The organism is Candidatus Sulfotelmatobacter sp., assembly GCA_036500765.1.
Lineage (GTDB): Bacteria > Acidobacteriota > Terriglobia > Terriglobales > Acidobacteriaceae > Sulfotelmatobacter.
This window is the reverse complement of record DASYBM010000009.1, coordinates 109,949-125,359: the sequence shown is the minus strand read 5'-3', so window position 1 is coordinate 125,359 and position 15,411 is coordinate 109,949. Positions and strand designations below refer to the sequence as shown.

At 58.0% G+C, this 15,411-nt stretch carries 10 protein-coding genes; 2 read left to right on the top strand and 8 right to left on the bottom strand.

Annotated features, from left to right (window positions below; translation table 11 throughout):
* Positions 1–14: 14 nt before the first annotated feature.
* A complete protein-coding gene (locus tag VGM18_12730) occupies positions 15–3,176 on the bottom strand; it encodes a family 78 glycoside hydrolase catalytic domain (GenBank protein HEY3973863.1) in 3,162 nt (1,053 codons plus the stop codon).
* A 186-nt stretch (positions 3,177–3,362) separates the two neighbouring features.
* Here VGM18_12730 and VGM18_12725 point away from each other — a divergent pair, with 186 nt between their 5' ends.
* Complete coding sequence (locus VGM18_12725; protein HEY3973862.1) at positions 3,363–4,532, top strand: alpha-hydroxy acid oxidase; 1,170 nt, start codon at positions 3,363–3,365, stop codon at positions 4,530–4,532.
* Positions 4,533–4,588: 56 nt separating this feature from the next.
* Positions 4,589–5,521: a sugar phosphate isomerase/epimerase family protein gene (locus tag VGM18_12720; protein ID HEY3973861.1), complete on the top strand. Its 933-nt coding sequence runs from the start codon at positions 4,589–4,591 to the stop codon at positions 5,519–5,521.
* 48 nt (positions 5,522–5,569) lie between these two features.
* On the opposite strand, the gene VGM18_12715 is transcribed toward VGM18_12720, so the two are convergent.
* The 7 genes from VGM18_12715 to VGM18_12685 form a co-directional block, all read right to left on the bottom strand.
* The gene (locus VGM18_12715; protein ID HEY3973860.1) at positions 5,570–6,904 is read right to left on the bottom strand and encodes a Gfo/Idh/MocA family oxidoreductase; all 1,335 of its coding nucleotides are present in this window, start codon (positions 6,902–6,904) and stop codon (positions 5,570–5,572) included.
* Between the two features lie 34 nt (positions 6,905–6,938).
* Positions 6,939–8,282 carry a Gfo/Idh/MocA family oxidoreductase gene (locus tag VGM18_12710; GenBank protein ID HEY3973859.1) on the bottom strand — a complete coding sequence of 448 codons (1,344 nt, stop codon included), beginning with the start codon at positions 8,280–8,282 and terminating at the stop codon, positions 6,939–6,941.
* Between the two features lie 113 nt (positions 8,283–8,395).
* A complete protein-coding gene (locus tag VGM18_12705) occupies positions 8,396–9,091 on the bottom strand; it encodes a DUF1080 domain-containing protein (GenBank protein ID HEY3973858.1) in 696 nt (231 codons plus the stop codon).
* Positions 9,092–9,265: 174 nt separating this feature from the next.
* Positions 9,266–12,472 carry a glycosyl hydrolase gene (locus VGM18_12700; protein ID HEY3973857.1) on the bottom strand — a complete coding sequence of 1,069 codons (3,207 nt, stop codon included), beginning with the start codon at positions 12,470–12,472 and terminating at the stop codon, positions 9,266–9,268.
* Positions 12,473–12,540: 68 nt separating this feature from the next.
* Positions 12,541–13,308, bottom strand: coding sequence for a hypothetical protein (locus tag VGM18_12695; protein HEY3973856.1), 768 nt, complete (start codon positions 13,306–13,308; stop codon positions 12,541–12,543).
* 200 nt (positions 13,309–13,508) lie between these two features.
* Complete coding sequence (locus VGM18_12690) at positions 13,509–14,837, bottom strand: MFS transporter (GenBank protein HEY3973855.1); 1,329 nt, start codon at positions 14,835–14,837, stop codon at positions 13,509–13,511.
* Entirely contained in the window at positions 14,834–15,388 is a 555-nt protein-coding gene (locus VGM18_12685) for an isochorismatase family protein (GenBank protein HEY3973854.1), read from the bottom strand. Before VGM18_12685 ends, VGM18_12690 begins: the two co-directional genes overlap by 4 nt.
* Positions 15,389–15,411 lie beyond the last annotated feature (23 nt).

Genomic DNA, 15,411 nt, shown 5'->3' with positions numbered 1-15,411 from the left:
GCGTTAACTTTGGATCACTTGACCTCGAAGGTGTAGGATCCCGATCCGACTCGGACTAGCAGAGATCCGTCCTCCGGCTGCACGTTTACGGCATTTCCATCCACGGTAACATGCGTTCCGGCAATCGCCGGCAAGTAGATTTTCGCGGAAGCATTGGCGGGTATCGTCACGCGCAGAGAGAATGGTCCGGAGGGCGTGCCGTTCCAGTCGCTGATAATCTTGCCGTAGACGGAATCATACTGCGCGCGCGCCGAGTTTATGCGCGCGTCCAAATGCGGACGGATGGCGATCTCCTTAAAGCCCGGCACATTCGTTTCCGTGTCGATCCCGGCGACCGCGCGGTAGACCCATGCCATCACCGACCCAAATGCGTAGTGATTGTAAGAGTTCATTGCCGGATCGCCGGTGTCCCCGTTCCATCGCTCCCACCAGGTGGTTGCGCCCTTGGAGAGCATGTAGCCCCAAGAGGGATAATCTGAGTTCAGCAATAGGCGATACGCGACGTCACTTCGTCCATGATCGGCGAGGGTGAAGAGCAAGAAGGGAGTGCCTAGAAATCCGGTCGAGAGATGCCAGTTTCGCGCCTCAATGTCGTCGACCAGTCGCTTGACCAGTAGAGGCTCGAGGGGTTTAGGCGCCATTCCCGTGTAGAGAGCAACCACATATGAAGTTTGCGTGCCGGTGCCGACCCCACCGTCTTCTGTAATGTACGCCTTCTGAAACGCAACGCGAATATTCTGCGCCAGGTCGTCATAGCGCCTGGCATCGGCATCTTTGCCGAGGCCGTGTGCCATCTGCGACATCATTTTCGCGATCAGCGCCCAGTATGCGGTTGCCAGCAGATCTTTATTAGTTCTGTCGTCGGGCGCGAGCCAATCGGCGTAATCAGGACCATCTCCGTTCTTGCGCAAAAAATCGGAATTGCTGCTCTGAATGAATTCCATCCAGCGCTGCATCGCATCCCAATTCTGCTCGATGATGGCCTTGTCTCCGTACTGCATCCACGTCGTCCATGGAATGATCACCCCGGCATCGCCCCAGCCTGGTGCGCCCACCCGGTCGCTGTCTGCTGGAGGATCGTCGGTCGCGTCGATCGTGGATGGCATGGTGTTTGGCGACACATTGGAGAATGCGCCTTGCCGATTTTGCGCGTCGGCGATGTCTTGTGCGAACTTCTGGGAGAATGCAGCGATGTCGAAGTTGTAGGTCCCAGTCCGCCAGAAGACTCCCGCGTCGCCCATCCAACCCAGCCGTTCATCGCGCTGCGGACAGTCGGTAGGCACGCTCAGGAAATTTCCCCGCTGGCCCCAGATGCCAATCGACCACATCCGGTTCACCAGTTCGCTCGAAGTAGTGAGCTTGGCCGCAGGGTCTCCGCTCAAGCTGCTAACCACTTCGCCTTGAATCGAATCGAGTGTGGGAGTTCCCGGGTAGCCGGTCACCTCAACATAGCGGAAGCCATGGAAAGTAAAATGTGGGCTAAAAGTTTCTTCGCCGCCGCCTCGCAGAATGTACCAATCGGTGGCGTCCGCATTCCGCAGATTGGCGGTGTAGATGGTCGAGTCGGCATTCAGAATCTCGGCAAAGCGCAGTCGTACTCGAGTCCCCACTTTACCGTTTACTTTCAGTTTCGCCCATCCCACCATGTTCTGGCCCATGTCGAAAATGAACGTGCCGGTAGCCGGCTGCGATATTTGTTTCGGGGCCAAGGTAGCGACGATTTGAGCCGGCGAGTCGATCTGGCTGGTAATCGCGATCGGCGGCGCATCGGAAACGGCCGCGGCAGTCCAGCGCGCATCGTCGAATCCGGCCTTGTCCCATCCCTGCTGTTCCAGGCGCGCGTCGTAGACTTCACCGGCGTAAAGGTCCGATCGAACGATGGGCGATGCAGCAGCTTTCCATGATCCATCGGTCACAATCGACTCATGGCTGCCGTCGGAATAGTTGATCTCTAGCTGAGCCTGAAAGCGTAGCGGAGGCGCAAAAAAATGCGTTCCTACCCACGTGAGCGGGCTGCCGTACCAACCGTCTCCGAGCAGCGCTCCAATCGCATTCTCGCCGTTCGCCAATTGAGTGGTGACATCGTAGGTCCGGTAGAGTACGCGTTTGCGGTAGTCGGTAAATTCAGGCGTGAGAACGCTCTGGTCAACGGTATTGCCGTTCAGGAAGATGCGGTAACTTCCGAGCGCCGTCGCGTATAGTCTCGCGCTGCGAATGTTCTTCGCGATTGAGAAATTTCGCCGCAGGTATGCCGCCGGCTGCGGCAAGGGTCCAGAATCTCCAAGGCGCTTGTCCGTCAAATCGCTCATGGCTTCGACGCTGTACCAACGATTCGAATTTTCGAGCTTGGCCTGCCAGTGGCCATCGGTAGGGATGCGCTTCACCGAACCATTGCGCAAAGTGATCTTCACCAGGCCTGCGAGCGCAGCTATGGTGGTTTTCGCGCCTTGGTTCGGAGCCCACTGCGGTGCATCCGGCGCGGAGAATTTGATTTCGATCAAGTTCTTGCCCATGACCAGTGGATCGGTAATTTCCCGCCGATCGAAAGCGTTCCACTCCCGTTTTCCACCGACCTCGTGGCCATTAACCAAGGCGGTGAAACTGCCTCGTGCAGCGACGAACAGAGCCGCCTCGCGCGGCTTTTCAGAAAGCCGCACTGTGACTCGAAAAGACGCGGCTGTCTTTGGGACGGCTGCCAGCGCATCTTGCCCCTTGACCCAAATCCAGCGAATGCCCTGTCCGTCGAGCGGATCGTCTGGATTTTTCCAGCGAATCCACTTGGCGGCCCAATCGGTGGGCTGAAGCAGGCCCATCTCCCACCATGCGATCTCAGTTGATTCGGAGACTTGTCCTGTCGTATCCCATACGCGGACTTTCCAGTAGTAGCGTCGGCGCGATTGGGGAACCGGTCCCGCGTAGACGATGCCTACCGATGCATCCGAAACGATCTTGCCGCTATCCCATACATCGGCAATGTCGGAACGTAACTGCTCGGGTGTGCTCGACACAGAAATCTGGAACGCTGCCTGTTTCCAGTCGCGTTCGGCGCTATCGCTTTGCCAGGAGAGATGAGGCGCAACCTGGTCGATGCCCAATGGATTCACGCGATACTCGCAACGCAAATGCACCGGGGCAGCCGACGCGGTGGCGAGTAGCGTTGCAATCGCTATGGCCAATCGAAATATCGGGTTCCGATTCACGTATGCGCTCCGACAGCGAAACGTCTCGACGAGCTGCCAGTCTTGCTCGCGACAAACCGGCATGGTTTCACCCCGTGCGCTCGTGTGTCAACCATCGGTCCTTCAGTTCCGACATCTTTCTATTTGGACCTTGTACGTCGTCAGCATTATCATCTTCAACGCGTGAATATTTCGCGAGTCGTCAACATCGAGGATCTGCGCCGCATGGCACAGCGCCGACTCCCCAAGTCGGTATTCGACTACTTGGATGGCGGCGCTGAGGGCGAGCTTACTCTGGCGGAAAACTGCCGCGCCTTTCGCGACGTTCTATTTCGTCCGCGCGGCGCAGTGGCCGTTGGCGATTGCGATTTAAAGACCCGCGTTCTGGGTCACGAACTTTCTTTTCCTGCCATGCTGGCCCCGGTGGGCTACAGTCGCCTGATGCACCCTGACGGTGAAGTGGGCGCAGCGCGTGAAGCGGGAAAGGCAGGCACGGGATATATCCTCTCGACGATATCCGGTCACAAGCTAGAGAACGTAAAGGCAGCTTCACAAGGTCCGGTTTTTTTCCAGTTGTATCTGATGGGTGGACGCGAGGCGGCTGAGGGTTCGATCGACCGGGCTCGCCGCGCGGGATTTTCCGCGTTGGTGATCACTGTGGATACGCCTGTCGCTGGGTTGAGAGAACGCGATCCGCGCAATGGCATGAAGGAATTGTTGAGTAATTCTCTCTTCGCGAAAATTCCTTACCTGCCTAACTTCCTGATTCATCCCGGCTGGCTGGCCGGATTTCTGCTCGACGGTGGCGTGCCTAATCTCGAGAACGTTGTGATTCCGGGTAAAGGTCCATTGCCACTGGTCGATGTTGCGGCAGCTCTGGCCGACGCAACTGTGACTTGGGAAGACTTGCGCTGGATCCGCGAGGCCTGGACCGGACCGATCATCGTCAAGGGACTGCTAAGGGGCGACGATGCCAGGCGTGCCGTCGACGAAGGCGCGGCGGCGGTCGTGGTGTCGAATCATGGAGGCCGTCAGCTCGATTCCGTTGCTCCCACCCTGCGAGCGCTTCCTGAACTGGTCGCCGCCGTAAACGGTCAGGCCGAAGTTCTCATGGATGGCGGTGTGCGCCGCGGAAGCGACATCGTTAAGGCGCTCTGTCTGGGCGCACGCGCCGTTCTGGTTGGGCGAGCTTATGCCTACGGCCTCGCTGCGGCCGGGCCCGCGGGAGTGGCGCGGGCTTTGTCGATTTTGCGCTCTGACGTGGAGCGCACGCTGCGACTGCTCGGCTGTGCCTCAGTGAACGCGCTCGATCGCTCGTACGTTGAAGTGCCTTCCAGTTGGCCGGAAGGATGAAGGGAGAATTTATCCAGATGAATACTCGAAGGCAATTTCTACGACAAGCAGTGACGATGCTCTCTTCATCTACTCTGGCGCCGCTGGTCTGGGGCCAGATGAAAGCCGATACGAAAGCGTCAGACGCAAAACCCAGCAAGATTCCGCTGGCATTCTCTACGCTGGGTTGCCCGGCTTGGGAGTGGAACAAGATTCTGGAGTTCGCCGCGCAGCACGGATTCGCTGCCATCGAACTGCGCGGTCTCGAAGGCAACCTGGATTTGCCTTCGCATCCGATCTTCGCCGCCGATCGCATCGAGCAGACCATGAAAGAAATTCGCGCCAGCGGCTTGAAAATCGCTCACGTCAGTAGCTCTGCGCAAATGTACCTTGAGGATCCGGCGAAACGCGCCAAGCAATTGGCCGATGCCCGGCGTTTTATCGATCTCGCGGCAAGGCTCGAAGCGCCATACGTGCGCGTGTTTGGCGGGAAGGCCGATTCCGATAAGAGTTCTGCTCCCAGCGAAGAGATCAAGGCCCGCGTCGCCGCCGGCTTGCGCGAGCTCGGGCAATACGCCGGCCCGCATAACGTAACTGTCATGATCGAATCGCACGATCACTTCACAGCATCGGCGACTTTGAAGAGCGTATTGCAGTCGGCCGATTCCGAACACGTCGCCCTGCTATGGGACGCGCACCATACCTTCGCCACCTCCAATGAAGATCCGGAATACACCGTCAAGCAATTGGGCCCCTGGATTCGCCATACCCATTTGAAAGATTCCGTCGGCACCGGAGAAGACCGTAAGTATGTGCTCACCGGTCGCGGCAATGTCCCGATCCAGCGCCAGATCGAGGCTCTGCGATCGATTGGATATAAAGGCTTCTACTGTTTCGAGTGGGAAAAACTATGGCATCCGGACATTGCAGATCCTGAAATCGCCATAGCCGACTACGCGCGAGTAGTCGGGCAATGCCTGGGAGATGCGCGCGCCTGCGGGTTGATGTAGAAGTGGCCGCTCGGACGCCGTTCGGCTCAGTCGGTGCGACCTGAATCCTTACGCCCGAGCGGGCTCGCTGTCCGCGATCATCTCGCTTTGCGAGTCCCAGAACACTTTCTTGCCCGTCCAATACGATTGCGCCGCCATCATGCAGGCCACAGAATGAGAGAATCCTTCACGCACTGAAGCGTGGGGTTGCTGCCGCGATCGGATGCACTCAAACCAGTTTGCCATGTGTTCTAAAGATAAGTCGTCAATACCCAGTGGCGGCAGTTTCGTCTCTCCCGGCAGCATCACGTATCTGGATTCGCGCTTCTGGTCAATGTCGGCGTCGTCTTCGTGGGTTCCTTTTTCTTCGATCACCTGATAACGCGGGCTGCCCTCGCCGCCGTGATTGATCAAGCTGGCCTTCTTTCCCATGTAGCGGGTAAAGCTGGGGGCATCGTTGCCAAAACTGGTGGAATAGCTGACCAGGAAACCTTTCGGATATTCCAACAGAGTCTGAAACGTGTCCGCAGTTTCGCGCCCATCGTGCCAGGCAAACACTCCGCCTTGCGAAACAACTGATGTGGGAAAGTGGTCGTCCATGAACCAGTGCACCATGTCGATTGCGTGGCTCATCCACTGGTCGGGAATGCCGCTGGAGAAGTCGCGATAAAGCCGAAACTCGAAATACATTTGCGGATCAAACGGCCGCGCCGGCTTCGTCATCAGCCACTTGCTCCAGTCGGTGTCTTGCTCGCGAATCTGCTTCACCTCCGGCCGCCCACGCCATCGCGGTCCGTGATAATTCCACACCACTTCCACCTTGCTGACATCTCCAAGATCGCCGCTGCGCGCGACTCTTTGCGCCGCCTGCGGGTAGGGCTCGCTGCGATGCTGCGTACCGACCTGCACAATGCTTTTACTTTGCAGCACCGCGTCGCGCGCCGCCTTCGCTTCGCTCAATACGTTCCCCATCGGCTTTTCGACGTACACATCCTTGCCCGCCTCGACCGCCATTTTCAACAGCGGAGAATGCGAATGCTCCGGTGTTGAGATCAGCACGGCATCGACATCCTTCATCGCGAGCAGTTCTTCGGCGTGCTGCACGGTCCGCGGAGCGCGGCCGTAATAGCCTTCATTCGTCGCGGCCGCCTTCGCGCGATTTACCTTCCAGAGGTCGCAGACCGCCGTCATCTCAACGTTGTGACTGGATTTCAATTTCGACGCGATCAAATCGAGATCGCCGCCACGGCTTCCAATCCCAATATGCCCCAGAGAAATGCGATCGTTCGCGCCCGCGATGTTGTCGTACGACAAAGCCGTGCGCGGCAGTACCACGCCCCCAGCGATGACTGCGGCGGATTTTTCCAGAAATGCCCGACGGTTCATCTGCGACGACCCGCTCATGTTGTTCTCCGGTTCACGAATCGTTTCACGAAAGCTACGACTTGATCGTCTTCGAAGCTTCGTCCCAGGTGACCGGCTTCTGCCGGAAATAGGACTCGTTCGCCATGTGGCATGCGACAGCCGCATGGTTGCCGAAAACCGCGTCTTCGGTTACCGGCTTGCGCGACTTCACCGACTGGAAGAACACATTCAAGTGCGGCCGCATATCATCCCAGTCGTGGCCCTTGTAAACTGTGTCTTCGTGGAGGGGTTCTTTTCCCAGTGGCGGATCGTGTTCCGCATGCCACTGTTTCACATATTCCTCGCGCATCTTTGCCGGGAAGCTGAAGCTGTAGTAGCTCGGATCCATGTCGATGCCCGTCTGTGGAGAATAGCGTAGATCGTTTTCGGCTGCATCGAGCAGTCCCTTTGGCCCCATAAACCGCGCCAGTTCCGGTGTTTCGGCCCCCAGGTCGAGGCGTACGTACACAGGAATTCCGTGGTAATCGAACAGCACCGTATGAAAGTCCGGCATGTCGCGCCCATCTTTGAAGCGGAAAATGCCGCCCATCGCAGTCGCCGACTTGGGAACTTCATTCCATCCCAGCGTGACCAGCATTCCGCTGATCAAGTGCACCATCAAATCGCCGGCAACGCCTGTGCCATAGTTTCTCCAACAGCGCCAGCGTGCGAAATGGTACTTGTTGAACGGAACCTTGGGAGCGTCGTTCAGCCACGTGTCCCAGTCGAGCGTCTCCGGAGAAAGATCGGGCGGCGGCGGATATTCCCACGCGCCGGTGGGATCATTACGCCCGAGCGTGAGTTCGACCATCTCGATGTCGCCGATCGCTCCGCCGGTATAGAGTTCATGGGCCTTGGCACAGAGCACGGAACTCACGCGCTGCGAGCCAATCTGCACCACGCGATTATTTTTCTGCGCGGCCTCCACCATAGCTAGGCCATCGGCCACATTGTGCGACATCGGCTTCTCGCAATAAATATCCTTGCCCGCGTTGCAGGCATCGACCACAACGCGCCGATGCCAATGGTCCGGCACGGCGGCCACGATGCAGTCGATATCTTTGCGATCGAGCAATTCCTGATAGTGCCGCGAGGCGGGCAAGCTGGGATTGGCGGTGATCTCCCTGGCCAGCGTGTGTCGCCCGTCATAGAGATCGGCCGCGCCCACGCACTCTACGCCGGGAATCGTAATCGCCCCGGCCAGCAGGCCGGAACCTTGCATTCCGATTCCGATCATGCCAAATCGCACGCGATCGCTCGGCGCCATGGATCGTGGAAATGGCTGGGCTTCGAGTTGCACCGTCTTCGAAATCAGCAAGCCACCGGCTGCTGCTGCACTTCCTTGCAAGAATGCCCGCCGCGAAACCCTATGCTTCATACGAATCCTCCGCCTGAGTTGACTGCGACATCGAATTGAATACGATTGCTTTGGTTTGGCTTGTGAATCTTCCCATCCTTCGTGTTCGACGAAAATGTTCGAAAGAGCCAGCCTTACTTCTTTAGCGCTTTGATCGCCACTTCTTTAAAGAACACGATGTCGTTGTCACTATGATTCTGCAGGCCCATATAACCGAAATCCGGCCGCGGACCACGCTGTGGCTCGAAATCAAATTTGCGATCGGGCACAGGTTCGCCGTCTTTATAGTCCGTGATTTTCACGCCATTCAGCATCACGATCGTGCGCGGTCCGTCGAGCGTAATCTCCATCGTGTTCCACTCCGGGCCCGGCTTCCACGCATTCTTCACCAGCGGCTTGGTCAGCGAGTAAAGCATTCCGGTCTCATGGTACTCATCCTCGCCCGAGGTATCGGGATGGTTGTCGATCTGCACTTCGAATCCGTAGTGCACCGGCATCCACTCTTCCCGAGGCTCTAGCGGAATGCGAATGAACACTCCCGAGTTGTCGTTGACGTCGCGCATCTTATAGACGACATGGATGACGCAGTTGCCGATCTTTCCGCCCGTCCAATAAAGCAAGCCCATGCCGCCGTGAGTGTGGATCAGTCCATCTTCCACGGTGTCTCCACCCGGGCCGACATGCTTCCACCCAGTCAAATCTTTGCCGTTGAAAAGCTGCATCCACTTGCCGGGATCGCCATTGCAGGCGTTCTGATCTTCGTCGCGGGCAAAGGAGAGCGTTACCAGCGCGGCATACACAAAAATCCAGATAGTGAATCGTTTCAGCATTGGGAATCTCCCCGACTATTTCTTAGCAGTTAAGATTGGACAACCCACCATACTCGCACCCGCGTAAGGAATCAAATCGGCCCGTGAGGATTTCATTCTGACGATTCGCTCGGACCAAGAAAATGGCGCCTCACCCGAAGGCGAGACGCCAAATTGTTTACGTGAGAGGCGGCTCTAGTCCGTGTCCCGCACTTGCTCCTCGCGGTTGAACATGCCCCGGCTATATGTACCCGCGCCAGCCCCAGAACCACCCTCCGCCTCGCGCTTTTTCTGCCATTCGGCTTCGGTCAGCACCGAGATGCTCTCCGCTTTCTTCTTTTTTAGTCCGGCGTTAATTGCAGCCAGTTCTTTCTGCGTGAGTTTCTGGAAGTCGTTGATCACATCTTCCAGTTCGTGCGCCAGAGAGTCGGCGCGCGCCGCCTGATAATCGGCCGGCCTTCCTTCATAACCGTTGACCTGGCCGTAGAGTTGTCCCAGGTGCTCGCGAATGCGTTCCTCTCCGGTGATCATCCCTCCTTCTTTCGTAGCGACTATCTTCCCGCGCAATGTGTCACACTCGGCTGCCAGATCCTGCAACTGCTTGCGTAACGGATCTTTTTCTCCCAACTTAGCCGCCCTCGCGTTGGCCGCATCGCGCACTCCCATAATCGCCTCTACCGCGAACGTCATGTGCTCCAGCGTTTTGTAAACTTTCATCGTCAAATCAAATTGTGCCTTCCGGTCTTCCAGGGAAAACTTTGCCCGGGGATCGAGCGCCACGTTCAGCGTCTCGGTATAAACGTTGTCCCCCTTCGTCATCTTCACGGTATAGGTTCCCGGCAACACGCGCGGGCCCTGGACTGCTTCGCCCAGAACCGTCGCCGCCGGTGTGACCGCGGGTGCCTTCACGCGCATCGACCAACTCGCCCGATTTAGACCGCGGTGCTTGCTCCCGGCGATGCTGTCGACAACCTTGCCGTTCGAGTCCAAAATCTCAATCTTCAAGTCGCCGAAGATGTGACGGCTACGCTGATAATAAGTAATCTGTGCTTCTCCTGGCCGGCTCCGCCCTGTGAAAGTTTCATCCCCTTCCGGCCAGCCGCCGTAGACATCGAAATATTGCACGGCCTTGTTTGGAATCAGCGCCGCCTCTTTTGACATCAGGTCCGGGGTCAAAGCCCGCAGCGGCGAAATGTCATCGATGATCCAGATTCCTCGCCCGTGCGTCCCCAGCACCAGATCGCTCTCCCGCGCTTGTACCGCGATGTCGTCCACCGGCACGGCAGGGAAGTTACTGCCCTTGTATTGTGCCCAGTGTTGTCCGCCATCATTCGAAATCCAGAAACCGAATTCAGTTCCCAGGAAAAGCAGATTCGGTTTTACCGAATCTTCCTTGATCACGTGCGCGAATCCGACGACGCCGCTTTCTTGCAGCGGAAGCGCCGCCCACGTCTTGCCGTAGTCGGTGGTCTTATACGCGTACGGCTTCATATCGCCAAATGTATGTCGGTCAAACGTTGCGTACGCGGTAGCTTCGTCGTAGCGGCTTGCTTCCACCGTCGAGACCCATGAATTTTTTCCCAGCCCGCTGATGTTACCTACGACGTTGGTCCAACTCTTGGCGCCGTCGCGTGTGATTTGCAGGTTGCCATCGTCGGTGCCGGCCCAAATAATCTGCCCGTTCTTCGGCGACTCCGAAATCGAGAAAATCGTGGTATGCATTTCCGCCGACGAATTGTCCACGGTCACGCCGCCGGATTCTTCCTGCTTCTGCTTTTCCGGATCGTTCGTAGTCAGGTCCGGCGAAATGCGATCCCACGACTGCCCGTGATCGCGCGAGCGAAAAAGGAATTGCGCTCCAATGTAGATCGTCCCCTTCTCGTTCGGGCTCAGGTGAACCGGCGTGTTCCAGTTGAAGCGAAGTTTCTTCTCGCCATAATTGGGCAGCGGCACGATCTCGCGAGCCTCGTGGGTCCAGCGGTTGATGCGGCCGAGTTCTCCGCCCTGCGATTCCGCATAGATGTAGTCGGGATCGCTCGGATCCTCGAACATCCAGAATCCGTCTCCCCCGAACATGCTCTCCCAACGCGAATTCGAAACTCCACCCGGATACGAAGAGTCCGCCACCCATGTGCTGTTGTCTTGCAGTCCGCCGTAGACGTGATAGGGATCGGAGTTGTCGGTGCTGACGTGGTAGAACTGCGAAATCGGCAGATTCATCTGGTGTTTCCAGCGATTGCCGCCATCTTCGCTCCGCCACAACCCCCCGTCGTCGCCGGCGATCACGATGTTCGGATTTTTGGGATTGATCCACACATCGTGGAAATCGCCGTGCGCGCCGCCGGAAACCACGTTGAACGTTTTGCCGCCGTCGGTGCTGTAGAGCAGGATGAGGTCGGGCTTGAAAATCTTGTTCTCATCTTTAGGATCAACGATCAAATTGCCGAAATAAAATGGACGCCACACCATGTAGTTGCTGGCGTCAAGTTTCGTCCAACTCGCGCCGGCGTCGTCGGAACGATAAAGACCCCGGCCTTTCTCCGCTTCGATATTGGCGTATACCACCTGCGGCTTCGACGGCGCGACCGCAATCGCAACGCGTCCCCAGGGCTTGGCCGGCAGACCCTTCGCGTTGCTGTCGTTCACTTCAGTCCAGTGGTCGCCGCCGTCGGTCGACTTGAAAAGTCCACTGCCCGGCCCTCCCGAGCGGAACGTCCAGCCCTGACGCCGGAAGTCCCACATCGATGCGAAAATTGTCTTCGGCTCCTGGCGGCTCATTGCGAGCAATGCGCAGCCCGACGAACCATTCGCCCCGGCGAGAACTTTTTTCCAGCTCTTGCCGCCGTCGGTCGTCTTGTAGACTCCGCGCTCGTCGTTATCGTCCCAGAGATGCCCGCTCGCGCACACCAGCACATTATTTCCATCGTTCGGATCGACCAAAATCTTCGCGATGTGCTCGCTGTCCTTAAGTCCAACGTTAGTCCAGTTCTCGCCGCTGTCGGTCGACTTGTACACGCCATTTCCCACCGACACGCTGTTGCGCATCCAGGCCTCGCCCGAGCCGACCCACACCGTCTTCGGATTGGAGGGATCAATCGCCACCGCACCAATCGACTGCACGCTCTCGCGGTCGAAGACCGACTTGTAGGTCGTGCCGCCATTGACCGACTTCCACACTCCGCCGCTGGCAGCGCCCACAAAGACGGTGATGCGCCCGTCCTGCTCAATCGCGTCGAGGGCCGCCACTCGCCCGCTCATCGCGGCGGAACCAATGTTGCGCGCCGGTAGTCCCGACACCGTCGCCGCATCGTAGCGGAGAGGAGCTTGGGCCTGCAAAACCCCACTTGGCAAAACTCCGGCTAGCACAGTCACTGCCCAAAAAAGGTTGACGGATGCTCTCATATCTACAAGTCCCTTTCGACGCGAACGATTTTCGTTGCAGCCTTCAACCTCGGGAATCGCCGATTTCATCAGTGAATCCCCACTATCCCCGACTTCTTCTCCTCGGTTTTCAGCGATGCCGGCACGCTAAAATCCCTGGGATCGATCGGCACATTCACTTCAATCTTCTCGATCGTCGTGGTCTGTTGCGCCGGATTCGCCTTCGATCCCTGCGAAATCGAGAACGGGTACATCACTCCCGCCACCGGCTTGTATGAGCCCATCTCCATCACGCTCTCGCGCACCGATCCGCGGATGAACTCCTGCACTTCCTTCCGAATCTCGAGATAAGTGTCGGGATCGAGATAGTAGTAGATGATATCGCCATCCTTCAGCGTAACTTTCAGGCGAAGGGCGTCGTCGCCGTCGACGACGTCGTGACCCAGAAACTCCACGGTGTTGCCCTTTTCTTTGTAGTCCACGAGCGGCCCGTCGAAATCGGCGTCCAGCAGCAGATCCCGCAGATCGTCCTCCCCCATGAACTCAGGATCTTTATGTCCGCCGAAGGGCTGAATCTGCCAGCCGGTCGTACCGTCATAGGCGGTCACCGCGGTCATTCCCTGCAACGAGAAAGTTTCGCGCACCAGGTTCGGCCGCTGATTTTCCTGGCCCATGACCGCAGTGAAGCCGCCGCCGCCGGTAAGTTTCCCCGTCATTCGAACCGACTTGATCGCCTTGATCTTGTCGATCCCGCCCTTCGCTTCAATGTTTTTGTTGACGAGTTCCTCGGCCGTCTGCGAATAAGCCAAAATACTCAGACATGACACCGCCGCCAGCACAATCACCGCGTGACGCATAGGAGACCGCTCCTGAATAGAACTTTTTCTTGGGAATTAAAGACGAACAGTACTCTACCCGGTAGTAGACGTACTTGCCAAGCCCAGGTGAGCGATTGTCCTTATGGAACGACGGACGCTTCGTCCGTCCCGCCAACGCGAAGTGAGGCAGAGCTATCCAAGCCTGGCCGACAAGAAAAGGCCGCCGGAACGCGGCACCCTCACATCGCCGCCGGATCGGAAATCAATCCCATCTCCCGATAAATCGGCCGCATCACCGCCCTGATTTTCGGCCGCTCGACGGCGAACCACAACGACCCCGCGAGGCAGAATGCGCCCGTGACCATGACTGTAAATGGCGCGCCGATCCGGTGAGCCAGTGCGCCCGCAAACAGGCTGCCGAAGGGCGCCGCGCCGAAAAAAGCCATCGTGTAATAACTCATCACGCGCGCCCGCTTGTCTTCCGTCACGAGCGACTGGATGATCGTATTACTCGCCGCCGCGCACTGCATAAGGCCGAAACCCACCAGGGCCATCAATATTAACGACAGCCAAAGCGTATGCGACGCGCCAAACAGAATCAGCGCTCCTCCCAGCATCGCAGACGCAATCTGCACCATGCGGGTCAGGCCGCGGACCGATTTGCGCGCGGCCAGCGATAGCCCCGACGCCAGCGCTCCGATACCGGAAGCCCCCGTCAACCATCCCAAAGTATGGGCTCCGCCGTGCAGCACCTGGCCAGCAAAAATCGGCAGCAGCACAGCATAAGGCCAACCCATCAGACTGATTAACGCAAACAGCAAAAGGATTGTGCGGATCGGGCGAAAGCCTCGCACATAGTCCCAACCTTCGCGCATTTGTTCGAGCATGCTCGTGGCATGGGGGCGTATGTCCATGGGCGTAATTCGCATCATCAGCAGGGAAGCGACGACTGCAAAATAACTGACGCCATCGATCAGGAAGCACCAGCCTTCGCCGGCGGCCGCGATCACCAATCCCGCGATGGCCGGGCCAATCAGCCGCGCACCATTCGCCATCGAAGAGTTGATGGCGATGGCATTGCTCAAGTCGTTCCGATCCTCCACCATTTGCACGAGAAACGATTGCCGCCCCGGCATGTCGAATGCATTGATAAGCCCTTGAAAGGCGCTGAGAGCGATGATTTCCCAGAGATTGATGACGTGCGCCAGAGTGAGCGCGGCTAAGGCCAGTGACTGGATAGCCGCCAGAGCCTGAGTCCATACCAGCAGCTTGCGGCGGTTCAATCGCTCAACCCAGACTCCGGCAAACGGCCCCAGTAGAAACGAAACAATCTGCCCGGAAAATCCTACGACGCCCAGCAGCAGCGCCGAATGCGTCATCCGGTAAACGAGCCAACTCGTCGCCAGCCGCGTCATCCAAGTGCCGATTACCGAGGTGCCCTGGCCGAAGAAAAAAAGTCTGAAGTTGCGGTGCCGCAGCGCTCGCCAGGCGTATGAGATCGAGGTCGGTGAAGTCGAAGCCCGCGAGATCCTAGCCTTGGACGTCGAACTTCCAGTCGAAGCGTTCACGGCGCCAGCGCTTTCAGCACGTCGTCAGTCGTGTCCGTCTCACCGATTCGCGGAAAAATCTTCTCGACGCTATGGCGGTGCGAGTCCGCGTCCCGGTCCGTCATCGCATCCACAACCAGCACCACGTTGTAGCCGAGATCGTAGGCGCTGCGCGCCGTCGCTTCCACCCCCGCGCTCGTCGCCACACCGGTGAGGAAGACCTGGGTCACGTTGCGTTTGCGGAGGTAATCGTCCAATGATGTTCCCAGGAACGCGCCGACTCGTTGCTTGGTCACCAGATAGTCGTCCGGTTGCGGTTCGAGTTCAGGCACAAGCTCGGTCCAATCCGGCGTGAACGAAACTTTGGGAAACCCCACATCGGTGCGCCCAGGGGCCCTGCCCGCCACGTTGACCAGAACCACCGGCAGTCCTCGGTTGCGGAACGCACGGGCGAGCTGCGCCGCTCGGCCGACGATCTCATGGGCAGGATGGACGGTTGGCAAACCCACGATACCCTTTTGCAGGTCAATCACAATCAGGGCGGCGGTGTCATCGAGTCTTGTAAGCGGCATACTTTCTTCTCCATTGAAACGGC